24 protein-coding genes are annotated in these 20883 nt (G+C 71.7%); 18 read left to right on the forward strand and 6 right to left on the reverse strand.

The window, feature by feature from the left end; translation table 11 throughout:
- Window positions 1–32: 32 nt before the first annotated feature.
- The gene (locus tag ACLQ2W_RS28260) at window positions 33–614 is read right to left on the reverse strand and encodes a hypothetical protein (RefSeq protein WP_425790176.1); all 582 of its coding nucleotides are present in this window, start codon (window positions 612–614) and stop codon (window positions 33–35) included.
- 413 nt (window positions 615–1027) lie between these two features.
- Between ACLQ2W_RS28260 and ACLQ2W_RS28265 the strand changes: the two genes are divergently transcribed.
- From ACLQ2W_RS28265 to mshC, 4 genes are all read left to right on the forward strand, one after another.
- Complete coding sequence (locus ACLQ2W_RS28265) at window positions 1028–1741, forward strand: histidine phosphatase family protein (protein ID WP_425790366.1); 714 nt, start codon at window positions 1028–1030, stop codon at window positions 1739–1741.
- 96 nt (window positions 1742–1837) lie between these two features.
- Window positions 1838–2428: a DUF3090 domain-containing protein gene (locus tag ACLQ2W_RS28270; RefSeq protein WP_405094023.1), complete on the forward strand. Its 591-nt coding sequence runs from the start codon at window positions 1838–1840 to the stop codon at window positions 2426–2428.
- The gene (locus tag ACLQ2W_RS28275) at window positions 2425–3243 is read left to right on the forward strand and encodes an SCO1664 family protein (protein WP_425790178.1); all 819 of its coding nucleotides are present in this window, start codon (window positions 2425–2427) and stop codon (window positions 3241–3243) included. The genes ACLQ2W_RS28270 and ACLQ2W_RS28275 overlap by 4 nt, the downstream gene beginning before the upstream one ends.
- Before the next feature lie 67 nt (window positions 3244–3310).
- Entirely contained in the window at window positions 3311–4549 is a 1239-nt protein-coding gene (mshC, locus tag ACLQ2W_RS28280) for a cysteine--1-D-myo-inosityl 2-amino-2-deoxy-alpha-D-glucopyranoside ligase (protein ID WP_425790180.1), read from the forward strand.
- Window positions 4550–4614: 65 nt separating this feature from the next.
- Here the strand turns inward: mshC and ACLQ2W_RS28285 are convergent, their stop codons facing one another.
- Window positions 4615–5406 carry a GntR family transcriptional regulator gene (locus ACLQ2W_RS28285; protein WP_425790182.1) on the reverse strand — a complete coding sequence of 264 codons (792 nt, stop codon included), beginning with the start codon at window positions 5404–5406 and terminating at the stop codon, window positions 4615–4617.
- A 114-nt stretch (window positions 5407–5520) separates the two neighbouring features.
- A complete protein-coding gene (locus ACLQ2W_RS28290; protein WP_030504102.1) occupies window positions 5521–6390 on the reverse strand; it encodes a PAC2 family protein in 870 nt (289 codons plus the stop codon).
- Window positions 6391–6642: 252 nt separating this feature from the next.
- On the opposite strand from ACLQ2W_RS28290, the gene metH reads away from it, so the two are divergent.
- Complete coding sequence (gene metH / locus ACLQ2W_RS28295) at window positions 6643–10146, forward strand: methionine synthase (protein WP_425790368.1); 3504 nt, start codon at window positions 6643–6645, stop codon at window positions 10144–10146.
- A gap of 64 nt (window positions 10147–10210) precedes the next feature.
- Here metH and ACLQ2W_RS28300 read toward each other — a convergent pair whose 3' ends face one another.
- From ACLQ2W_RS28300 to ACLQ2W_RS28310, 3 genes are all read right to left on the reverse strand, one after another.
- The gene (locus tag ACLQ2W_RS28300; RefSeq protein ID WP_425790184.1) at window positions 10211–10432 is read right to left on the reverse strand and encodes a hypothetical protein; all 222 of its coding nucleotides are present in this window, start codon (window positions 10430–10432) and stop codon (window positions 10211–10213) included.
- Window positions 10433–10487: 55 nt separating this feature from the next.
- Window positions 10488–11591, reverse strand: a complete 1104-nt coding sequence (locus ACLQ2W_RS28305) for a tyrosine-type recombinase/integrase (RefSeq protein ID WP_425790186.1) — start codon at window positions 11589–11591, stop codon at window positions 10488–10490.
- Between the two features lie 114 nt (window positions 11592–11705).
- The gene (locus ACLQ2W_RS28310) at window positions 11706–12404 is read right to left on the reverse strand and encodes a helix-turn-helix domain-containing protein (RefSeq protein WP_425790188.1); all 699 of its coding nucleotides are present in this window, start codon (window positions 12402–12404) and stop codon (window positions 11706–11708) included.
- A gap of 135 nt (window positions 12405–12539) precedes the next feature.
- On the opposite strand from ACLQ2W_RS28310, the gene ACLQ2W_RS28315 reads away from it, so the two are divergent.
- The 13 genes from ACLQ2W_RS28315 to ACLQ2W_RS28375 all read left to right on the forward strand — a co-directional run bounded on the left by ACLQ2W_RS28315 (window position 12540) and on the right by ACLQ2W_RS28375 (window position 20871).
- Complete coding sequence (locus ACLQ2W_RS28315) at window positions 12540–12728, forward strand: helix-turn-helix transcriptional regulator (protein WP_425790190.1); 189 nt, start codon at window positions 12540–12542, stop codon at window positions 12726–12728.
- A gap of 79 nt (window positions 12729–12807) precedes the next feature.
- A complete protein-coding gene (locus ACLQ2W_RS28320; RefSeq protein ID WP_425790192.1) occupies window positions 12808–13260 on the forward strand; it encodes a hypothetical protein in 453 nt (150 codons plus the stop codon).
- The gene (locus tag ACLQ2W_RS28325; protein ID WP_425790194.1) at window positions 13257–13445 is read left to right on the forward strand and encodes a hypothetical protein; all 189 of its coding nucleotides are present in this window, start codon (window positions 13257–13259) and stop codon (window positions 13443–13445) included. Before ACLQ2W_RS28320 ends, ACLQ2W_RS28325 begins: the two co-directional genes overlap by 4 nt.
- Window positions 13442–13987 (forward strand): hypothetical protein, encoded by a 546-nt coding sequence (locus ACLQ2W_RS28330; protein ID WP_425790196.1) that lies wholly within the window; start codon window positions 13442–13444, stop codon window positions 13985–13987. Before ACLQ2W_RS28325 ends, ACLQ2W_RS28330 begins: the two co-directional genes overlap by 4 nt.
- Window positions 13984–15405: a hypothetical protein gene (locus ACLQ2W_RS28335; RefSeq protein WP_425790198.1), complete on the forward strand. Its 1422-nt coding sequence runs from the start codon at window positions 13984–13986 to the stop codon at window positions 15403–15405. Before ACLQ2W_RS28330 ends, ACLQ2W_RS28335 begins: the two co-directional genes overlap by 4 nt.
- Window positions 15406–15789: 384 nt before the next feature.
- Window positions 15790–16230: a hypothetical protein gene (locus tag ACLQ2W_RS28340; protein ID WP_425790200.1), complete on the forward strand. Its 441-nt coding sequence runs from the start codon at window positions 15790–15792 to the stop codon at window positions 16228–16230.
- Between the two features lie 262 nt (window positions 16231–16492).
- Window positions 16493–16633: a DUF6011 domain-containing protein gene (locus ACLQ2W_RS28345; protein WP_425790370.1), complete on the forward strand. Its 141-nt coding sequence runs from the start codon at window positions 16493–16495 to the stop codon at window positions 16631–16633.
- 436 nt (window positions 16634–17069) lie between these two features.
- On the forward strand, window positions 17070–17735 hold the full coding sequence (locus ACLQ2W_RS28350; protein WP_425790202.1) for a hypothetical protein: 666 nt from the start codon (window positions 17070–17072) through the stop codon (window positions 17733–17735).
- Window positions 17726–18022 carry a hypothetical protein gene (locus tag ACLQ2W_RS28355; protein ID WP_425790204.1) on the forward strand — a complete coding sequence of 99 codons (297 nt, stop codon included), beginning with the start codon at window positions 17726–17728 and terminating at the stop codon, window positions 18020–18022. The genes ACLQ2W_RS28350 and ACLQ2W_RS28355 overlap by 10 nt, the downstream gene beginning before the upstream one ends.
- A 70-nt stretch (window positions 18023–18092) precedes the next feature.
- On the forward strand, window positions 18093–18443 hold the full coding sequence (locus ACLQ2W_RS28360) for a hypothetical protein (RefSeq protein WP_425790206.1): 351 nt from the start codon (window positions 18093–18095) through the stop codon (window positions 18441–18443).
- Entirely contained in the window at window positions 18440–18685 is a 246-nt protein-coding gene (locus ACLQ2W_RS28365) for a hypothetical protein (protein WP_425790208.1), read from the forward strand. Before ACLQ2W_RS28360 ends, ACLQ2W_RS28365 begins: the two co-directional genes overlap by 4 nt.
- An 88-nt stretch (window positions 18686–18773) precedes the next feature.
- Window positions 18774–19199, forward strand: a complete 426-nt coding sequence (locus ACLQ2W_RS28370) for a P27 family phage terminase small subunit (RefSeq protein WP_425790210.1) — start codon at window positions 18774–18776, stop codon at window positions 19197–19199.
- Window positions 19200–19212: 13 nt separating this feature from the next.
- A complete protein-coding gene (locus ACLQ2W_RS28375) occupies window positions 19213–20871 on the forward strand; it encodes a terminase large subunit (protein ID WP_425790212.1) in 1659 nt (552 codons plus the stop codon).
- The last annotated feature ends 12 nt before the right edge of the window (window positions 20872–20883 follow it).

Below are 20883 nucleotides of genomic sequence, written 5' to 3' on the forward strand. Positions count from 1 at the left end.
GCACCCCGCCCGGGGTGCCGGCCTTCGCGGTGTCAGCTGTTCCAGTGCGCGGCGACGAGGTCGGCGGCCTGCTGCTCCCACTGCGCGTAGTGGTCGGGGTAGGCGCTGACCTGGACGGTCTGCGCCGCCTGGGTCAGCGGCATGTCCTGCCAACCGTCGACCTGCTTGAGGCCCTTGAGGAAGGCCAGGGTGGCGTACTCGGGGTCGGTGATCTGCTCGACCGTGCCCCACCCGGAGGACGGGCGCTGCTGGAACAGGCCCTGCGAGTCGTGGTCGTTGCGGTCGCCGAGGTGGCCGAGGTTCTCCAGCTTCGACTCCTGCAGGGCGGTGGCGATGGAGACGACCGCGGCGCGCTCGTCCATGCCGGCCTTCTTGGTGGCGGCGATGATCGCCTTGACGTTGGCGGTCTGCTCGTCGTCGAGGTCGATGCGGGACTGGGCGCCCTGCACGCCGTGCGGGATGAGCGCGGCGGTGTCGAGCTTCGTCTGCACGGCCACGGCGCTCTCGCGCGGGGTGGGCGTGGTGTCCTGGTGGTTCAGCGGGCCGGCGGCCAGGCCACCGGCGACGGTCAGACCGGCGATACCGAGGATGCTCTTGCGCAGCATGGTGTTCATGGGGGCTCCGTTCGGGGGTCGACGCACCGGGTGGGGTGCGTGGCACCGTCAGGCGCTCGTCTCGGGGGATCCGGCCGGGCCACGGGGCGGGGGCCTCGTCGTGGCTGCCGAACCGGGTGCAACGACCGGCGCCCCACCGTCATTCCCGGGGTCTGCCCGGGGCGGGACAGCTGCGCGGCCGTTCACCCGGTTACAACGCCCCCCACCCCCCGCCGATTCCGCCCGACGGGTGTCACCCACCACCCCCGAACCGGACACCCACCCCAAACGCCCCATCCGCCCCGGTGACCATGAGGTTGGCGGCGCGCGGTGTCCGTTTCGTCACCGTCAACCTCATGATCACCGCGGCGGCGGCGGTGGGTGGGTGGGTGGGGCGGTGGTGGGTCGGCTGTTGGGGGTGGGTACGGCCTAGGGTGGTCAGCGTGGCGACCCTTCTGCTCTTGCGACACGGCCGGACCACCGCGAACGCCGACGGCGGCCTGGCCGGCCGGCAACCGGTCGAGCTGGACGACACCGGCCGGGCCCAGGCCGCGGCCGTCGGCGGGCGCCTCGCCGGGTTGCCGCTCGCGGCGGTGGTGAGCAGCCCGCTGATCCGCTGCCGGCAGACCCTCGACCTGGCGTTGCCCGGCGTCGAGCCGGTGGTCGAGGAGGGCCTGATCGAGTGCGGCTACGGCGCCTGGGAGGGGCAGGCGCTGAAGAAGCTGGCGAAGGAGCCGCTCTGGCCGGTGGTGCAGCAGCACCCCAGCGCCGCCGCCTTCCCGGAGGGCGAGTCGATGGCGGCGATGTCCGCGCGGGCGGTCGCGGCGGTGCGAGCGTGGGACGCGCGCGTCACGGCGGAGCACGGGCCCGAGGCGGTCTGGCTGGCGTGCAGCCACGGCGACGTGATCAAGGCGATCGTGGCCGACGCGCTCGGCGTACACCTGGATCTCTTCCAGCGGATCGTGGCCGACCCGGCGTCGGTCACGGCGATCCGCTACACGCCGCTGCGGCCGTTCCTGGTGCGGCTCAACGACACCGGCGGCGACCTGTCGACGCTGGTCCCGCCGCCGCGCAAGCGGCGCCGGCGGGCGGTGCGGGCGACCGGGTCGGACGCGGCGGTGGGCGGCGGCGCGGGGGCAGCGCGGTGAGCCGGCCGGCCGCGGCGGCCCGGCGTGTTGCGCTCTGGGCGGATTCGGCGTCGGTGGGCTGCGCGGTGCTTCCGCGCTCCGGATAGGGTCGTGGGTATGACGCACCAGGTGCACGCGTTCGAGCCGCCGGAGCGGTTCGTCGCCGGAACGGTCGGCCCGCCGGGGGAGCGCACCTTCTTCCTCCAGGCGCGTGGCGGCGGCCGGCTGGTCAGCGTCGCGCTGGAGAAGGTCCAGGTGTCGCTGCTCGCCGAGAAGCTGGAGGAGCTGCTCTCCGAGGCGCAACGCCGGTTCGGGGTGAAGCTGCCGGAGGCCGCTCCGGTGGTGCTGGGCGACAACGAACCGCTCGACACCCCGGTCGACGAGGAGTTCCGGGTCGGCACGCTCGGCCTGGCGTTCGACGTGGACACCGCCACCGTGGTGATCGAGGCGATCGCCGTGGGCGAGGCGGAGGCCGAGGTCGAGCTGGGCGACGCGGAGACCGACGAGGTCGAGATCGACGAGGAGCCGGACGAGCCCGACGACGACCTCGACCGGCTCCGGGTGCGGCTGACCCCCGAGGCGACCCGCGAGTTCATCGAGCGCGCCAAGCGGGTGGTCAACGCCGGCCGGCCGCCCTGCCCGCTCTGCGGCCAGCCGCTCGACCCGGCCGGTCACCTCTGCCCCCGGCACAACGGCTATCACCGGTGACCTCGTCGGAGCTGCAACCCCGACAGGACGTCGCGCAGGCGCTGCGGCTGCTGACCGACGGCGAGCTGACCCTGGAGGGGCGGCTGGTCGACGCCTCCAACGCCACGCTGCGCGGCGCGGTCGCGCTCGGCGAGACCACCGCGCACTGTGTCTACAAGCCGGTCCGTGGCGAGCGCCCGCTCTGGGATTTCCCGGACGGCACGCTCGCCGGCCGGGAAGTGGCCGCCTACCTGGTCTCCCGGGCCACCGGGTGGGACCTGGTGCCGCCGACCGTGCTGCGCGACGGCCCGTTCGGCCCCGGCTCCTGCCAGCTCTGGATCGACGAGCCGGCGGACGCCGAGCCGCTTGTCGGCTTCGTCCCGGCCGAGTCGGTGCCGCCGCGCTGGTTCCCGATCGCCGCGGCCCGTGACGACGACGGGGCGGCGTACGCGCTGGCGCACGCCGACGACCCGCGGCTGGCCCGGCTGGCCGTGCTCGACGCGGTGATCAACAACGCCGACCGCAAGGGCGGGCACGTGCTCGTCGGCGCCGACGACCGCATCTACGGCGTGGACCACGGCGTCAGCTTCCACGTCGAGGAGAAGCTGCGCACGGTGCTCTGGGGGTGGGCGGGCCGCCTGCTCCCGCCGGACGCGGTGGAGATGCTCGACGCGCTGGCCGGCCGGCTCGACGGCGCGCTCGGCGAGGAGCTGGCCGAGCACCTCACGCTCGGCGAGGTCGCGGCGGTCGCGGCCCGGGTGGAGCGTCTGCGGGCCGACGGCCGGTTCCCGCTGCCGCCGGAGGAGTGGCCGGCCATGCCCTGGCCGCCGATGTGAACCGGTGTCGTGTTGATCACCCGAGGGGTGGCACCCGAGCGCCTGACGGATCGTTAGGCTGGCGGTCATGGAGTCTTGGACGGGACACGAGGTGCCACGGCTGCCCGGTGAAGGCGTGCCGCTGAGGTTGTACGACTCGGCGCGGCAGGGCGTCCACCCCTCCCGGCCCGACGGCGTCGCCACGCTGTACGTCTGTGGCATCACCCCGTACGACGCCACCCACCTCGGGCACGCCGCCACCATGATCACGTTCGATCTGGTGCAGCGGATGTGGCGCGACGCCGGCCTGACCGTGCGGTACGTGCAGAACGTCACCGACATCGACGACCCGCTGCTGGAGCGCGCCGAGCGCGACGGCGAGGACTGGAAGGTCCTGGCCATGCGGGAGACGGCGCTGTTCCGCGAGGACATGGAGTCGCTGCGCATCATCCCGCCGGCGCACTACGTCGGCGCGGTCGAGTCGATCCCGGACATCGCCGACCGGGTGCTCGTGCTGCTCAAGGACGGCGCGGCCTACCGGCTCGACGACGGCACCGGCGACGTCTACTTCGACATCTCCGCCACCGGCACGTTCGGCTACGAGTCCAACCTGTCCCGGGCGCAGATGCGGGAGATCTTCCCGGAGCGTGGCGGCGACCCGGACCGCGCCGGCAAGCGGGACCCGCTCGACCCGCTGCTGTGGCGCGGCGCCCGCGAGGGCGAGCCGTCCTGGCCCGGCGGCGACCTCGGCCCCGGCCGTCCCGGTTGGCACATCGAGTGCGCCGTCATCGCGCTGAACCTGCTCGGCGACCGGATCTCCGTGCAGGGCGGCGGCAACGACCTGATCTTCCCGCACCACGAGTGCTCCGCGGCGCACGCCGAGCGGCTGACCGGCGCGGCGCCGTTCGCCGACCACTACGTGCACGCCGGCATGATCGGCCTGGACGGCGAGAAGATGTCGAAGTCCAAGGGCAACCTGGTCTTCGTGTCCCGGCTGCGCGCCGACCGGGTCGACCCGATGGCGGTGCGGCTGGCCCTGCTCGCCGGCCACTACCGCACCGACCGGTCCTGGACCGACGAGCTGCTCGTCGAGGCGCACGAGCGGCTGGCCCGCTGGCGGCGGGCCGCCGCCGCGCCGTCCGGCCCGTCGGGCGAGGCGTTCCTGACCGAGCTACGCGCCCGCCTCGCCGACGACCTCGACACCCCGGGCGCACTGGCCACAGCCGACACCTGGGCCGCCCGGACGCTGGCCGGCGCCCCCGACGACCCGTCCGCCCCCGCCCTGTTCGCCGACGCGCTCGACGCCCTCCTCGGCATCCGCGTGTAAGGAGGGGCCCCCGGTTAACGCCTCCGGTATAGACAGGGCCCCTTCTCACCACCCCATCGGGCGGATCAGCCGAGGACGAGGCCCGGGTCGGGGCTGGGGTCGGGGACCGGGGCGGGGATCTTGTACTCCTCGGTGAGCGTGGTCATCGGGCCCGGCCAGGTGGCCTGGGCGACCTCGATCGGTTTGCGCCGCTCGTCGTACGCGACGTGCAGCAGGTGCAGCACCGGCGTGTCCGGGCGGATCTGGAGGATCTCCGCCTCCTCCCGGCTGGGCTGGCGGGCGCTGATGGTGTCCGTCGCGGTGACGTAGCGGCGGCCGGTGGCCTCCTCGGCCTCCTGGTAGAGCGGCCGGCCGAACGCCTCGGCCCGTTCCAGTGAGCTGCCGGCGGCGTCGGCGGGCAGGAACCAGGACGCGCCGACCTCGACCGGGGAGTCCTCGGTGCGGACCAGGTGCCGCCGGCAGAGCAGCTCGGTGCCGTCGGCGACGCCGAACGCGTCGGCGACCTCCGGCGGGGCGGCGGCGCGACCGACGGAGACGAGCTGCTGGCGGTACCGGGCGGCCAGGTCGGTGTGGTAGCCGCGGAAGCCGCCGTACCGGCCCCGGGCCAGGCGGTTGAGCCGGCGGCGGGTGCCCCGGACGTACGTGCCGGAGCCCGGTTTGGTGATCAGGATGCCCTCGACCCGGAGCTGGTCGACGGCGCGCTGGACGGTCTGCTTGGCCACGCCGAACAGCTCGGCGATGGCCGGGATGGACGGCAGTCGCTCGCCCGGCGCCCAGTCGCCGCGCCGCACCCGGTCCTTGAGCTGCGCGGCGATCTGCCGGTGCGGGAACTCGGCCGCGCCGGGGTTGATCTGCATGTCCGCCTCCTCAGAACAGCTAGGTTCCTAGGATGCCCTACCGGACGTGACGCCGCCACCCCGAACACACGAAAAGGCCGGGCCCACGGGGGACCCGGCCTTCGAACGAACCCGCTACCAGGAACCCGCGGTGGGCCCGGCGGAACCGCCCCGACGGCGCAGGTACTTCTCGAACTCCTGCGCGATCTCGTCCCCGGTCAACGGCGTGATGCCCGCGTCGCCGACGCGTTCCTCCAGCTCACGCACGTACTCACCGAGCTCGGCGTCCTGTTCGGCGGCGCTGCGCACCCGCTGCTCCCACTCGGCGGCCTCCTCGGCCAGGTCGGCCATCGGCACCGGCAGGTCGAGCACCTCCTCGACGCGGTGCAGCAGCGCCAGCGTCGCCTTCGGGCACGGCGGGTTGTTGGCGTAGTGCGGCACGTGCACCCAGAACGACACGGCGTCGACCTCGGCCCGGGTGCACGCGTCGTGCAGCACCCCGACGATGCCGGTCGGCCCGTCGTAGCGGGTGGGGGTGAGCTGGTAGCGCTTGGCCGCGTCGGCGTCGGACGCGCTGCCGCTGATCGGCAACGGCCGGGTGTACGGCACGTCGGCCAGCAACGCGCCGAGCAGCACCACCCGCTCGACCTCCAGGCTGTGGCAGATCTCCAGCACCTGTTCGCAGAACGTGCGCCAGCGCATGCTCGGCTCGATGCCGCGGATCAGCACCACGTCCCGCTCGGTGCCCTCCGGGCTGGCCACCATGAACCGGGTGGTGGGCCACTCGACCCGGCGGGTCTCCCCGTCGGCCATGGTGATGGTCGGCCGGCTCACCTGGAAGTCGTAGAAGTCCTCCGGGTCCAACTCGGTCACCTGCCGGGCCTGCCAGACCTGTTCGAGGTGCTCCACGGCGGCGGTGGAGGCGTCCGCGGCGTCGTTCCAGCCCTCGAAGGCCGCGATCGCGACCGGTGAGCGCAGAACCGGCAGCCCGTCGAACTCGGTCACGCCGTCACCTCACCCTGCTCGTCGGGAGCGGTGCCGCCCCGTCGCACGGTCGCGTCCCTGATGTCCTTCACGTCCGCCAGCCTACGTGTCGCCGCTGGAGCCGGCCCGTCGGCCGCGCCGGTCACTCGGCCGGACCACCCGGCCGAACCGGATGAAAGGTACGCGGTGATCCGGCCGACATTATGTGGGATGGCGTGATGGGAGTGACTATGGCGTCGCTCGGCGCACTAGCCTGACCGGGTGGCTACTTCGTTGCGCGACCTGCTGGCGGACCGGATCCTCATCGCCGACGGGGCCATGGGGACGATGCTCCAGGCCGCCGACCTCACCATCGACGACTTCGACGGCCTCGAGGGCTGCAACGAGATCCTCAACGTCACCCGGCCGGACGTGGTCCGTGGCGTGCACGAGGCGTACCTGGCGGCCGGCGCGGACTGCGTGGAGACCAACACGTTCGGCGCGAACCTGCCGAACCTCGCCGAGTACGGCATCGCCGAGCGAATCCGGGAGCTGTCCGAGGCCGCCGCGCGGATCGCGCGTGAGGCCGCCGACGCGTACACGACGCCGGAGCGGCCCCGGTTCGTGCTCGGCTCGATGGGCCCCGGCACCAAGCTGCCCACGCTGGGGCACGCGCCGTACGCCTCGCTGCGCGACGCGTACCAGGAGAACGCCGCCGGTCTGATCGCCGGCGGGGCCGACGCGTTGATCATCGAGACCTGTCAGGACCTGCTCCAGGTCAAGGCCGCGGTGGTCGGCTCGAAGCGGGCCCGCGACGCCGCCGGCCGGGACGTGCCGATCATCTGCCAGGTGGCCGTGGAGACCACCGGCACCATGCTGCTGGGCAGCGAGATCGGCGCGGCGCTCACCGCGATCGAGCCGCTCGGCGTCGACCTGATCGGCCTCAACTGCTCCACCGGCCCGGCCGAGATGGGTGAGCACCTGCGCTACCTGTCCCGGCACTCGCGCATCCCGGTGTCCGTGATGCCGAACGCCGGCCTGCCGGTGCTGACCGCCGACGGGGCGTACTTCCCGCTCGGCCCGGAGGAGATGGCCGACGCGCTGGAGCAGTTCGTCGACGACTACGGCGTGGGCCTGATCGGCGGCTGCTGCGGCACCACGCCGGAGCACATCCGGGTGCTGGTGGAGCGGCTCGGCGGGCGGCGCCCCTCGGCCCGGGCGCCGGAGCCGGAGGCGGGCGTCTCCTCGATCTACCACCACGTGCCGTTCGCGCAGGACGCCAGCGTCCTGATGGTGGGGGAGCGGACCAACGCCAACGGCTCGAAGGCGTTCCGCGAGGCGATGCTCGCCGGCGACTGGCAGGCCTGCGTGGAGATCGCCCGCAACCAGGCCCGCGACGGTTCCCACCTGCTCGACCTCTGCGTCGACTACGTCGGCCGGGACGGCACGCAGGACATGCGGGAGCTGGCCGGCCGGTTCGCCACCGCGTCCACGCTGCCGATCGTGCTGGACTCCACCGAGCCGGCGGTGATCGAGGCAGGGCTGGAGATGCTCGGCGGCCGGTGCGTGGTCAACTCCGTCAACTTCGAGGACGGCGACGGCCCCGACTCCCGCTACGCGCGGGTCATGCCGGTGGTGAAGGAGCACGGCGCCGCCGTGGTGGCGCTGCTCATCGACGAGGAGGGCCAGGCGCGTACCCGGGAGTGGAAGGTCCGGGTGGCCAGCCGGCTGATCGACGACCTGACCGGCCGCTGGGGGATGCGCCGGGAGGACATCCTCATCGACGCGCTGACGTTCCCGATCGCCACCGGGCAGGAGGAGACGCGCCGCGACGGCATCGAGACGATCGAGGCGATCCGGGAGATCGTCGCCCGGTACCCGGGGGTGAACTTCACCGCCGGCATCTCGAACGTCTCGTTCGGGCTCAACCCGGCGGCCCGGCAGGTGCTCAACTCGGTGTTCCTGCACGAGTGCGTCCAGGCCGGTCTGAGTTCGGCCATCGTGCACGCCAGCAAGATCCTGCCGATGTCGCGGATCCCGGACGAGCAGCGCGAGGTGGCGCTGGACCTGGTCTACGACCGCCGCCGCGAGGGCTACGACCCGGTGCAGCGGTTCATCGAGGCGTTCGAGGGCGTCGACGCCGCGTCGGCGCGCGCCACCCGGGCCGAGGAGCTGGCCGCGCTGCCGTTGGAGGAGCGCCTCAAGCGGCGCATCATCGACGGCGAGCGCAACGGCCTGGAGGCCGACCTGGACACCGCGATGGCCGAGGGTCGCACGCCGCTGTCCATCATCAACGACCTGCTGCTGGACGGCATGAAGGTGGTCGGCGAACTGTTCGGCTCGGGCCAGATGCAGTTGCCGTTCGTGCTCCAGTCCGCCGAGGTGATGAAGACCGCGGTGGCCTACCTGGAGCCGCACATGGAGAAGGCCGACGACGACGGCAAGGGCCGGATCGTGCTCGCCACCGTGAAGGGCGACGTGCACGACATCGGCAAGAACCTGGTCGACATCATCCTGTCCAACAACGGCTACGACGTGGTCAACATCGGCATCAAGCAGCCGATCAACGCGATCCTCGACGCGGCCGAGGAGCACCGGGCCGACGCCATCGGCATGTCCGGGCTGCTGGTCAAGAGCACGGTCATCATGAAGGAGAACCTGGCCGAGATGGCGTCGCGCGGCGTCGCCGAGCGCTGGCCGGTGCTGCTCGGCGGGGCGGCGCTGACCCGGGCGTACGTCGAGGACGACCTGCGGTCGATCTACCCGGGTCAGGTGCACTACGCCCGGGACGCGTTCGAGGGTCTGTCGCTGATGGACCGGGTGATGACCGCGAAGCGGGGCGGCGCGCCGGTGGTGGACCCGGAGCGGGAGGCCGCGCTGGCGGCCCGCCGGGAGCGTCGGGAGCGGCAGCGCGCGCAGGTGCGTGAGGCGTTGCCCGAGCTGGACGACGCCTCGGTCCGCTCGGACGTGGCGGTGGAGGTGGCGGTGCCCACGCCGCCGTTCCTCGGCACCCGGGTGGTCAAGGGCGTGCCGCTGGCCGACTACGCGGCGCTGCTCGACGAGCGGGCCACGTTCCTGGGGCAGTGGGGGCTGCGCGGTGCCCGGGGCGGCACCGGCCCGACGTACGAGGAGTTGGTGGAGACCGAGGGTCGGCCCCGCTTGCGGTACTGGCTGGATCGGCTGATCGCCGACCAGGTGTTGGAGGCGGCCGTGGTGTACGGCTACTTCCCGGCGTACGCCGAGGGCAACGACCTGGTGGTGCTGGACGAGAACGGGCACAGCGAGCGGGCCCGGTTCTCCTTCCCGCGGCAGCGGCAGGAGCGTCGGCTGTGCCTGGCGGACTTCTTCCGCCCGAAGGGGGACCAGTTGGACGTGGTGGCGTTGCAGTTGGTCACCGTGGGGCAGCCGATCAGTGAGTACACGGCGAAGATGTTCGCCGCGAACGAGTACCGCGACTACCTGGAGGTGCACGGCCTGTCGGTGCAGCTCACCGAGGCGCTCGCGGAATACTGGCACCGGCGTGTCCGGTCGGAGCTGGTGCTGCCGGGCGGTGGCACGGTCGCCGACGACGACCCGGCCGACCTGGCCGGCCTGCTGCGCAACGACTACCGCGGCTGCCGGTACGCGTTCGGCTATCCGGCCTGCCCGGACCTGGAGGACCGGGCGAAGGTGGTGCAGTTGCTCGGCGCGGAGCGGATCGGCGTGCAGTTGTCGGAGGAGTTCCAGCTCGTGCCGGAGCAGGCCACCGACGCGATCGTGGTGCACCACCCGGAGGCGAACTACTTCAACGCCAAATAGCTAGTGGTGAGGCTATATGGCCTTTGACCTCCTGTTTTGTTGATCGCTCGCCCCAGATTGGGCACTACGTGGGCACACCAGCCGTCGGCGTGCCCAGAAGGAACGTCTCGACCTCGTCGAGACTGATCCCGGCGGGGTCGGACTCCATGACCCCGTCGCGGGAAAGCCAGTACCGGCCGAAGTCCAGGGCGCGAGGGTCGCGCCTCCGGGACCGTGACAGGGCCAGGCCCTGCCGCGCGGCAGCCCGGCGAAGCCGGTTCTCCCGCACCTTGTCGTCGTTGCTCATGAATAGACCGTACCCGGGGTGATGCTGGAAGTCAAGCGGGAAGTTATGCGGGAAGCTATGCCGGTGGTTGGCGGTGTGCGCGGAAAGCCTCGTCGATCGCCCCGCGCGCCCGGTCATCGTCATCCGGCCAGAGGTGCGCGTACACCTTCAGTGTCCGCGACGCGTCGGCGTGACCCAACATCTGCGCCACCACCTTCGGACTCAGACCGTTCCGGATCAGCAGCGACGCGAAGCAGTGCCGCAGATCGTGAAACGTCACCTCCGGCATCCCCGCCGCCCGCCGCGCCGGCCCCAACACCTCGTCGTTGAAGGTGTTCCGGTGCAACGGCCCGCCCTCCTCATCCGCGAAGATGAACCTCGCCTTCCGGCGCACCGGACGCTTCCCCGTCGTGTCCAGCACCTCAACCTCCTGCGGCGGGTACGCCTTCAGGTGAGCCGTGAAGATGTCGACACCCACCTGGCCGATCGGCACCGTCCGCCGGCTGTGCCGGTTCTTCACCGGGCACACCACCACCTCGCGGCCGGCGGCCGGCTGCACCTGCTGGTCGACGACCAGCTCCTGATCGGCCACCCGCAGCGCCCGCACCTCCAGCCCGAACATCTCGCCCTGCCGCAGCCCGGTCGCCGCGTCCGCTTCGATGAGCCGGCGGTACCGGCCCGGCAGCGCGGCGGCGAGCGCGTCCACCTGGTCGAGGGTCAGCGGCACCACCTCGTCGTGCGGCAGCTCAGGCAGCTTCACCCCCACGCACGGGTCGTGGCCGATCGCCCGGTCCCGCATGGCCGCCTTGAAGATGGCCCGCACCGTGCCCCACACCGGCCGTACTGACGACGGCGCCAGGGGGAGACTCGTCACCAGCGCCTGAAGCTCCCCGAACCGGACCGCGGCGATCGGCCGGTCACCGATGCGCGGATACACGTGGTGGTGAAGCTGAGACTTGGTTCGGATCGCGGTGTTCGGCCGGTGCACCGCGGACTCCCGCCACCGCTCGGCGTACACCCGGAAGGTGACCCTGCCGGCCTGCGGGTCGACGTACTGCCCGGTGTTCAGCTTGTGCTCGATCTCGGCGCGGAACCGGTCGGCGTCCACCTTGCGGGTGAATCCGTGCTTCCGCTGGACGCCCGCCTCATCACGCCACCGGCAGACCCACGGAGTCTTCACCCTGGATGGGTCCTTGCTCACCGTCGCCACGTGCTCCCCCTGGTAGACGAAGCTGGGGCGCGCTGCCCGCCGTAGCAGGCCGCGCGCCCCAGGGTCACCGAACCACCGGTGAGGTTACGCCTTCCCGTCCTCCGCCGTCTCACCCGACACTCCACCGGCCTCCTCCAGCAGGTCGTGCACTTCCCGCTCCGTGCGGGTGAGCGCCTGGGCGACGACCGCAGCCGGGTCGACGTCGACCAGCTCCAACTGGTCGCGGCCGAGCGCCGGGTCGCGGCGCCGGAACGTGGTGGTGTCGCCGGGCACGGGCAGGAAGTCCCACGGGGTGTCCGCGCCGTCGGTGGTGAGGAACATGACCAGGTTGTCGACCAACGCGGCGAGCCTGCGGGCTGCGCGGGCGGCGGGATGTGACCGCCGGAGCCGGAAGTCGACCGGCAGCGCGTGACGCGCGAAGTCTTCGGACACCTCGATGGCGGGCATGTCGCGCGGGTAGGTGCTCGTGAGAGGGAATTCGGCGTTCGCCCACGCCCACGCCCGGTGCCCGGTGGTGGCGACCTCGGGGGTGAGGGCGACGGCGTTGATGCCGGCGTGCGGGCCGAACAGCAGCCGGTTCGGGGTGGTCCTCAACGCGATGGCCAGCGCCACCAGCTCGTTCGGGTCAACGGTGCGCTTGCCGACCTCCACCTTGGAGATGCTGGACGCGGGGATACGGCAGCCCAGCTCGGCGAGGCGGTCGGACAGGCTGCGGGTGGTGTAGCCGCGTAGGCGACGGAGTTCGGCGACGGCTTGGCCGACGCGTTCTGCGGGCTGGGTCATGAGCGAACCATACGCATCACGAAAGCTCACATCAAGTCACTTGCGCCCCAGATCCATGAAGTGGCATGATCGGATGCGTGGGTCACCATGCCCCCGTTTGGGTCACCACTGACCCAAGTTCGACAAGGGAGAACCATGATCGAGGTGAAGGAGCGTCGGCGCCTGGCCACCACGGAGGAGGTCGCCGATTACCTCCAGGTGTCCGTGCCCGCACTGCTTCAGATGCGCCACATGGGCCGCGCCCCGAAGGCGTCGAAGGTCGGCCGCAGCCTCCGCTGGCGGTGGACCGACGTGGACGCCTGGCTGGACAGCCGCGCGTCCTGACCGACAGCAGCAGCAAAAAGACGAACGACCCGGCCAGCACCCCCAAAGCCCCGGCCGGCCCATCCGAAGGAACCGCACTATGAACGTACAGCACACCCCCGACGAGCAGCCGGACAACCTGTTCGACCTGCTCGACACCATCGCCGCCCGCGCCGCCGAGCAGCCCGACAGCATCGACCAGGGCGCCACCGTCGCCGAGCAGTTCGAGCGGTTCCACGACGCGAACCCGGCCGTCTACAAGACGCTGCGGTGGCTCGCTCGCGACTGGGACCGCCGCACCTCCGGCCGGAAGATCGGCTTCCCCGCCCTCTACGAGCGCGCCCGCTGGGAACTTGGCCTGCGCACCGACGGCGACACCTGGGTCCTGAACAACAACTGGCGGCCGTACTACAGCCGGCTGCTGATGGCGCAGGAACCCGACCTGGCCGGCAAGTTCGAGACGCGCCGGTCGCCGGAGGCCGACGAGTGGCTGCCCGACTACGCCGCCCGCACCGGCCTCACCGTGGCGAACACCCTGCGGGAGGCGGCGTGAACACCACCCGGGCCGTCCGCTGCCGCTACCTCGACGTCCACGCGCACCGCGGCGTCAACCGGTGCACCGGTGAGGCCGCCGACCCCAACGCCGAACTGGTCCTCTGCACCGGACACCTCGCCGCCGCGCTCCGCCTGGTCGACGAGATCCGCGGCAGCCTCCTCACCGCCGGGGGTGTCCGGTGACCCATCTCGACCCGGACGTCACCGCCCGCGCCATCACCGCCCTCACCAGCGGGCAGGAGACGTACACCGCCGGGCAGGTCGCCTACCTGCTCGCTCTCGCCCTCAATGTCGACACCGGCGGGCAGCACGACGACCAGGTGGCCGTCGACCTCGCCTACCGGGCCGGTCACGCCGCCGGGTACGACGCCGGTGAGGAGGCCGCCTACGCCGAAGTGCACGCCCACCTGCGGTATGCGCTCGGCGGCTCCGAGGCGGGGACCATGCGTGAGGCAGTGCAGATCGCGCAGGCCGACCTCGCCCGCCGGGCACACGACCGGTTCCGGGAAGAGAACCGGCAGCCGTACCCGCTGCGCCTCGACGACCCGACGTGGCCGCCCGTCAACGCACCCGGCACCGTCACCGACCCGAAGGCTGTCCAGGGCATCTGGCCGTGCCCCTGCCCGCGCACCTCCGACGGCAGCCACGTGAACCCGCCGAACGGCGACCCCAACTACTGGGCGCAGCCCGCCAAGCCGCGGCGGCACCTCTGGAGCGTTGCGTGAACAACCAGTACGACACCCGCGCGTGGCCCGGCGCCAACGTCGACAACCCGCACTGGCCGCCCCTGGCCATCCCCGCGGCGGCCGGCGAGCAGACCACGCACACCAACCCCGCCGGCCGGCAGCCGGGAAGCGCAGAGGGCGACATGAACGGCAGCAGCAAGACGAACGGCCCCACCTGGCCCACCCTGGACTCCGCCGCCCTCCAGGGGCTCCCCGGGCAGTTCGTCGCCATGTACGACCCGCACACCGAGGCCGACCCCGCCGCCGTCCTCCACGTCTTCCTCGCCACCGCTGGCTGCCGGTTCGGCCCCGGCTACTGGATCGCCGGAGGCAACACCCGCCACGCCCCCAAGGTGTGGCCCGTCATCACCGGCGAGACCGCCACCGGTGCCAAGGGCACCGCCCTTGCAGTCATCAAGTCGTTCTGGCGCGACTTCGACAACCACTTCCTGGAGAACAACACGGCCACCGGCCTGTCCACCGGCGAGGGGTTAATCCGAGCCGTCCGCGACGCCAACGGCGACAACCCCGACGAGCCCGGCTACGACGAAGGCGTCCACGACAAGCGGCTGTGGGTCGACGCCCCGGAGTTCGCTTCCGTGCTGGAGAAGTCCCGGCGGGAGGGCAACAGCCTCTCCGGCACCCTGCGGGAGGCGTACGACGACGGCGTCCTCCAGTCGATGACTTCCGGGTCGCCCGTCAAGGCCACCGGGGCGCACGTCGTCATCACCCCGCAGGTCACCCCCGCCGAACTGGTCGCCAAGCTGACCGCCACCGACGTGGCGAACGGCTTGGCCAACCGGTTCATGGTCGTCGCCTCCAAGATGAGCAAGGTGCTCCCGGAGGGGTCGGCGCCACCCGACGGCGAGGTCCGGGCGTTCGGCGACCGCCTCCACGAGGTCACCACCGGCCTGCACCGGCACTGCCAGGGGAAGGCGGAACTGACCCGGACGGCGGCAGCACGGGACCTGTGGGTGGCCGAGTACCACCGCCGGTTCGATGAGCGCCGCGGCCAGGCCGAGTCGCCGGTGAAGTCGCTGCTCGCCCGTTGGCATGCCAACAGCGCCCGGCTGTCGGTCATCTATGCCCTGCTGGACGGGATGCTCACCGTCGACGTCGAACACGTCGAGGCGGCGCTGGCCGCGTGGGACTACGTCGAGGCCGGCACTCGGTACGTGTTCGGGTCCGCGTCCGGCGACCGGGACCTCGGCCGGCTCATGGAGTTCATCAACGAGGCGGAGGGCACCGGCCGCCCCCGCAAGGCCATCTCGGTGGAGCTGTTCCAGCGGCACAAGACCAAGACCGAGCTTGACCAACTGCTGGAGAAGTTGCTGGCGCACGGCGGCTACGGGGTGAAGCAGGTGCCCGGACCGAATGGTGGCCGCCCGGCGACCCACTACTACCGGACGGGGGGTTAGTTCGCGCGTTAGTTCGCCGATAGTTCGCAGCCGGCAGGGGGGCACGGAACGGCGGCTGACCTGCGGATTCACCGAATGGGGCGGGGTTACTTCGCTTAGTTCGCTTAGTTCGCAGGCCAGGGGTCGAGAGAGAGGGAGGAGGTCCCTAACACGTAGGAACTAAATATAGATAGATATCTATACCTTCTTCCCTCGGGGTGCCCCTTCAGCCGACCAACCCGCGAACTAAGCGAACTAGCGAACTAACCCCCCACCCGAGACGCAAACCCGCAGGCCGGCACCCCTTCCGGCGCTACGCACCAACCGCGAACTAACCGCGAACAAACCCGCGAACAAACCCGCGAACTAACCCCCCGTAGCACGAGAACCGAACCGGAGGAACCGATGCTCACCGTCGCCGACATCCGCAGCCACGACACCCGCATCGACACCGACACCGCCCACACCATCGCCCACCACTGGAACACCGCCTACCCCCACATGCGGGCCGCCCTCACCCGCTGGATCGAGGCACGCCGCCACCAGCTCACCACCGCCAACGACGCCGACCAGGCCATCGCCCACGAGGAAATCAAGAACCGGGAACGGCTCCGCCGCGAAATCGGGCAGCTCGACCGCGGCACCTTCCGGCAGTGCACGCGCAGCCCCGGCTGCTTCTCCACCTCCGCCGCCCTCAGCCTCGTCCCCCAGGTGATCGACACCGCCTGCTGGTACGACCCCGGCCTGGCGCACATGTACCGGCTCGCCGCCGTCCTCGTCGACGCCATCAACGCCAAACACGCCGACCACCAGGCCGACCGTGACACCCAGACGGTGACGCCGTGACCCAGTGGACCGACCTGCCCGCCGGCTACTACGCCCTGCCCATCCGGCACGACGGGCAGCACATTGGACACCGGCTGTTCCACCGCGACAGCAAGCGCGGCAAACAGACGTTGGCGTTCGCCACCCTCACCCCGCAGCCCGGCCACGACGACGCCATCGCCCGCCAGCCCGGACCGCACGCCTACCTCGACTCCGAGCAGATGCGCCGCGACGTTGACCAGCTCGCCGCAGATCCCGACGGTGGCGCCGCGAACACGGCCTCATTGCCGGCCGGTGCGGCTGGTGCGGACGCAAGCTCACCACCGCCGCGTCGAAAGCCGCGGGCATCGGCCCCGACTGCGCCGCCGACCTCGGCTTCACCCCTCAGGAGTTGGCTGCCCGTCACGCCGTGACGGCACCGTGACCCGGTCCGTGCCGCGTGGCGGCACGCCACCACCCACCAACCTTGGTTCTCGCGTTGCGCCGGCAGGTGAAACCCGACCGCGCAGGCGCCAGGGTTGCAAGGGTGGGGTGTCCCTTGCGGCCCTGGTGTCTGTGTGGTTGCCCTTGGGTGCCGGCGTAATGCGGGAACCCCACCGCACTTCCACCCCTCGCAGCAGCGTTGGCCGGGGTCTGGGGCAGCGCCCCAGGGTCTTCACCACGCGGGGCCTGAAACGACGGTCGGCCAGACACCACAGTGCCTGGCCGACCGGTGCCCCTACGCAGGAAGGGTGCCGACACCCTACCGCCCCACGACCGGAACAACACTCGCCGGCCCCACCGCCGGGAGACGCGGTCCGCCGGGATACCCACAGTGTGGGTGCCCTTCCAGCAGCCCCACCGCACCGCCGGGAGACGCGATGAACCACCACCCCTCCAACCTGTGGGCCGCCGCCAACTGCTGGTCGCTGCGCCGCGCCTGGGCCGCCGCCCGCGACACCAACACCGGCGACGACACCCGCGACGGCATCCGCTCCCCGATCTGGGGCAACCGCACATCCGCCGGAGGACACGGCGACCCCATCGGCGACACCGTCACCGCCGACGTCGACCACCACGCGCACACCGCCCGCACCATCGACGAAGTTCGCGCGAACGTCGACCAGGCGTGGTGGCTGCTCGCCTCCGCCACCCGCAACACGCCCATGCCCACCGGCCCCGCCCTGGCCGTCATTAGCCGGCTGGTCCCCGCCGCTGACCCGAACACCGCCGACGAGGTGGCCGGCTACCTCGACCGCGCCGACCGGGCGCTCCGCCGCACGCTCCGCCTCGGCGACGACCACTGGCCCATCCCCGGAAACCCGCCCTGCCCCGGCTGCGGGGTGCGAATGCTGCGCGCGCGCACCAGCGCGCCCGACAGCTCGGCGTGGCCGGTTATCTGCGCCGCCGGCTGCGTCTGCCTCGGCGACACGTGCGGCTGCGGCATGGACATCCGGGTGAAGCGGACCGTCCACATCTGGCCGGCCGCCTGGGCGCGAAACACCCTCGACCTCACCGCCACGGAAGTGGACGCCACATGCGCGTGAGCCTCGCCGCCGCGCTGCCCCGCGACCAGTACGGCAACCAGTACGGTACCGCCGGGCAGCTCGCCGCCCTACTCACCAGCCCGGAACGGCCCATCACCGCCGACCGGGTACGCGACTGGGCCCGTCGCTCCCGCAACCCCCGCGACCGGCTCCACGGCATGCTGCCCGCCCTACGGGTGCCCGGACCCCGAACCGGAACCACCTACTACCGGGTAGTTGACGGGGCAACCGTCGAGCTAGCCACCCGACCCGACGCGAGGTACGATGATCACACACTGATGCGTTAGGTGAACTGCGTCCACACCCCGGTCGAGCCCCACGGCTCCCGGGGTGTCCGCGCACCAGGGGACGGTGACCATGCCCACCCGAACCAAACGCATCTGCACCCGCTGCCGGCAAACCATCCCACCCGGCCCCTGCCCCACCTGCGACCAAGCGTGGACCCGCAAACCCGACTCGTGGGCCGGCGGCTCCACCCGACGCTGGCGACGCCTGCGACAGTCCAAGCTCGACGCCAACCTCGACCGCAACGGTGGCCTCTGCGAGCACGGATGCGGACGCCTGGCAGCCGAAGTGCACCATGAAGGCGGCTTCACCACCGACGCCGAACGGTACGACTGGCACCGGCTCCGCGCCCTCTGCCCGCCCTGCCACGCCGACCAGACCGCCGCCCAATCCCAGGCCGCCCGCCGAGGGGAACAGCAGTGACCTGGCTAGCCCGCATCACCCGGCCGCTGCCCACCGCCCTCGCCGCCGCGTTCCTCGCCGGAGTCGCCACCATCCTGGCCCTGGCCGCAGCCGCCGACGCGTGGACCCACGACGGCGCCATCGTCCTCATCGCCCTCGCCGCGGTGTTCATCGCGCAAGGCGCTGTCGCGCTGCTCCGCCCCCGGGGGAGGGGGAGTCGCAATCCCTCACCCCACCCCGGGGGGACACCGCGCCGGTGGTGAAGCGCACCCCGCTGTCCGTTTCGACCGTTTGTGAGGTGGCGTGATGGGTGTTCGTGGCCCGCTGAAGATCCCGTCGCATCTGCGGCCGGTGCGTGACGGTGAGGTTGCTGGCACCGCGGCGGAGACGGTCGCGCCGGTGGCGCCGACGCCGCCGGCCGGTTTCCCGGACGACCCGGATTTGCGGGCGTTGTGGGATGAGCTGGTGCCGAAGCTCGATGAGGCGGGGCTGCTCGCCCAGGTGGACGGCCCGACGATCGAGTTGGCGTTGCGGCATTTCCTGGCGGCTCGGCAGGCGTCGGATGCGCTGTCGGGCGGCCGGGTGGTGGTGGAGGACCCGGCGCATGGGGGCGTGAAGAAGAACCCGGCGGGCGCGGAGTTCCGGTCCCAGTCGGACCTGTTCTTGAAGTACGCCGCCCAGTTGGGCATGTCGTTCGTCGCGCGGGCCAGGACGCCAGTGGCGAAGGAGCCCGACAGTGACGGCGACGCGAACCCGTTCCAGACGAACGTCGGCTGACCTCTCTCCGGAGGTGCAGTGGTACCTGCGGGAGCGCGGGTACGAGATCCCGGAGTGCCGGCCGCTGGTTCGCACGCCGGAGCCGCGCACCGTGAAGGGTGCCCTGTTCGACCCGGAGCGGGTCGACAAGGTGATCCGGGCGTTGCGGCTGCTGCCTCACACGCAGGGCAAGTGGGCGGGCCGCCCGTTCGAGCCGGACGCCTGGCAGGTGGCGTACATCATCGCCCCGGTGTTCGGGTGGGTGGCGCCGAACGACGACGGCGAGTTGAGCCGGATCGCGCAGTACGTGTTCGTCGAGCTGCCCCGCAAGAACGGGAAAACCAGTCTCGGCGCGCGGCTGATGATGTATTTGGCGTTCGCCGACGGTGAAGCCGGCGCCCAGGTGTTCACCGTGGCGGCGTCGAAGGATCAGGCCCGGCACGCGTTCGGCCCGCTGAAGCAGATCGCCCAGGCGTCGACGGCGTTGCACCGCGGCGGTGTGGTCGCGAAGCGGGACATCATCGAGCAGCCCGCGACCGGCTCGTATCTTCAGGTTGTCGCGTCGGTGGGTGACCTGCTGCACGGCGCGAACGTGCACGCCGCGAACGTCGACGAGCTGCACGTGCACCGGACGAAGGACGTGCTGGAGGCGGTCGAGACGGGCACGGGCGCCCGCACGCAACCGCTGGTGCTGATCATCACCACCGCCGACGACGGCCGGCAGGACACCGTCTACGCCCAGCGACGGGAACTGATCGAGAAGCAGGCGAAGGGCACCAGCAGGCGGAACCCGACGATGTACGGGGTTGTGTTCGGTGTGTCCCGCGACGCGGACCCGTTCGACGAGAAGACGTGGAAGGCCGCGAACCCGGGCTACGGGCTGTCGGTGTCCCGCGCCTACCTGGCGTCGAAGGCGGCCACCGCGAAGGAATCCCCGGCCGATCTGGCGAGCTTCCAGCGTCTGCACCTCGGTATCCGCACCAAGCAGACCACCAAGTACATCGAGCTAGACGTGTGGGACCGGCCGGTCAACGCCACGCACGTCAGCGAGGACGCGATGCGCGGCCGGGAGTGTTACGGCGGCCTGGACCTGGCGGCGACGAGCGACCTGTGCGCGCTGGCGCTGGACTTCCCCGCGGCCGACGGGTCGCACGACGTGATCTGGCGGTACTGGACGCCGGAGGACAACATTCGCCGTCTCGACGAGCGCACCGCCGGCCTGGCCAGCGTGTGGGTGCGTCAGGGGTGGCTACGCACCACCCCCGGGGATGTCGTGGACTACGACTTCATCCGGCACCAGATCAACGAGGACCGTGCCCGGTTCGGTGTGCGGGAGATCGCGTACGACCCGTGGAACGCCACCCAGTTGGTCAACCAGCTCACCGACGACGGCGCCGAGATGGTGAAGATGCGGCAGGGGTTCATCTCCATGTCGCCGCCTACGAAGGAACTGCTGCGGGTGCTGCGGGAGGGCAAGTACCGGCACGGCGGCAACCCGCTTACCCGCTGGTGCATCGACAACCTGACGGTGTCCATGGACGCGGCCGGCAACGTCAAGCCCGACAAGGCGCGCTCCGGGGAAAAGATCGACGGCGTGGTGGCCGCCGTGCAGGCGCTGGACCGGGCCAACAACCGGCCGAAGCCGCGCCGGTCCGCCTACGAAGACTCCGACCGCGGCCTGATGGTCGTCTAACCCTGACGGGGG

Source organism: Micromonospora sp. DT227, assembly GCF_049841835.1.
Classification (GTDB): domain Bacteria; phylum Actinomycetota; class Actinomycetes; order Mycobacteriales; family Micromonosporaceae; genus Micromonospora.

Bases quoted from the DNA above. Each gene is read 5' to 3' on its own strand.
- ACLQ2W_RS28270 (WP_405094023.1), top strand. From the start codon at position 1,838: ATGACGCACCAGGTGCACGCGTTCGAGCCGCCGGAGCGGTTCGTCGCC.
- ACLQ2W_RS28315 (WP_425790190.1), top strand. From the start codon at position 12,540: ATGATCGAGGTGAAGGAGCGTCGGCGCCTGGCCACCACGGAGGAGGTC.
- mshC (WP_425790180.1), top strand. From the start codon at position 3,311: ATGGAGTCTTGGACGGGACACGAGGTGCCACGGCTGCCCGGTGAAGGC.
- ACLQ2W_RS28360 (WP_425790206.1), top strand. From the start codon at position 18,093: ATGCCCACCCGAACCAAACGCATCTGCACCCGCTGCCGGCAAACCATC.
- ACLQ2W_RS28300 (WP_425790184.1), bottom strand. From the start codon at position 10,432: ATGAGCAACGACGACAAGGTGCGGGAGAACCGGCTTCGCCGGGCTGCC.
- ACLQ2W_RS28260 (WP_425790176.1), bottom strand. From the start codon at position 614: ATGAACACCATGCTGCGCAAGAGCATCCTCGGTATCGCCGGTCTGACC.
- ACLQ2W_RS28285 (WP_425790182.1), bottom strand. From the start codon at position 5,406: ATGCAGATCAACCCCGGCGCGGCCGAGTTCCCGCACCGGCAGATCGCC.
- ACLQ2W_RS28355 (WP_425790204.1), top strand. From the start codon at position 17,726: ATGCGCGTGAGCCTCGCCGCCGCGCTGCCCCGCGACCAGTACGGCAAC.
- ACLQ2W_RS28310 (WP_425790188.1), bottom strand. From the start codon at position 12,404: ATGACCCAGCCCGCAGAACGCGTCGGCCAAGCCGTCGCCGAACTCCGT.
- ACLQ2W_RS28320 (WP_425790192.1), top strand. From the start codon at position 12,808: ATGAACGTACAGCACACCCCCGACGAGCAGCCGGACAACCTGTTCGAC.
- ACLQ2W_RS28350 (WP_425790202.1), top strand. From the start codon at position 17,070: ATGAACCACCACCCCTCCAACCTGTGGGCCGCCGCCAACTGCTGGTCG.
- ACLQ2W_RS28340 (WP_425790200.1), top strand. From the start codon at position 15,790: ATGCTCACCGTCGCCGACATCCGCAGCCACGACACCCGCATCGACACC.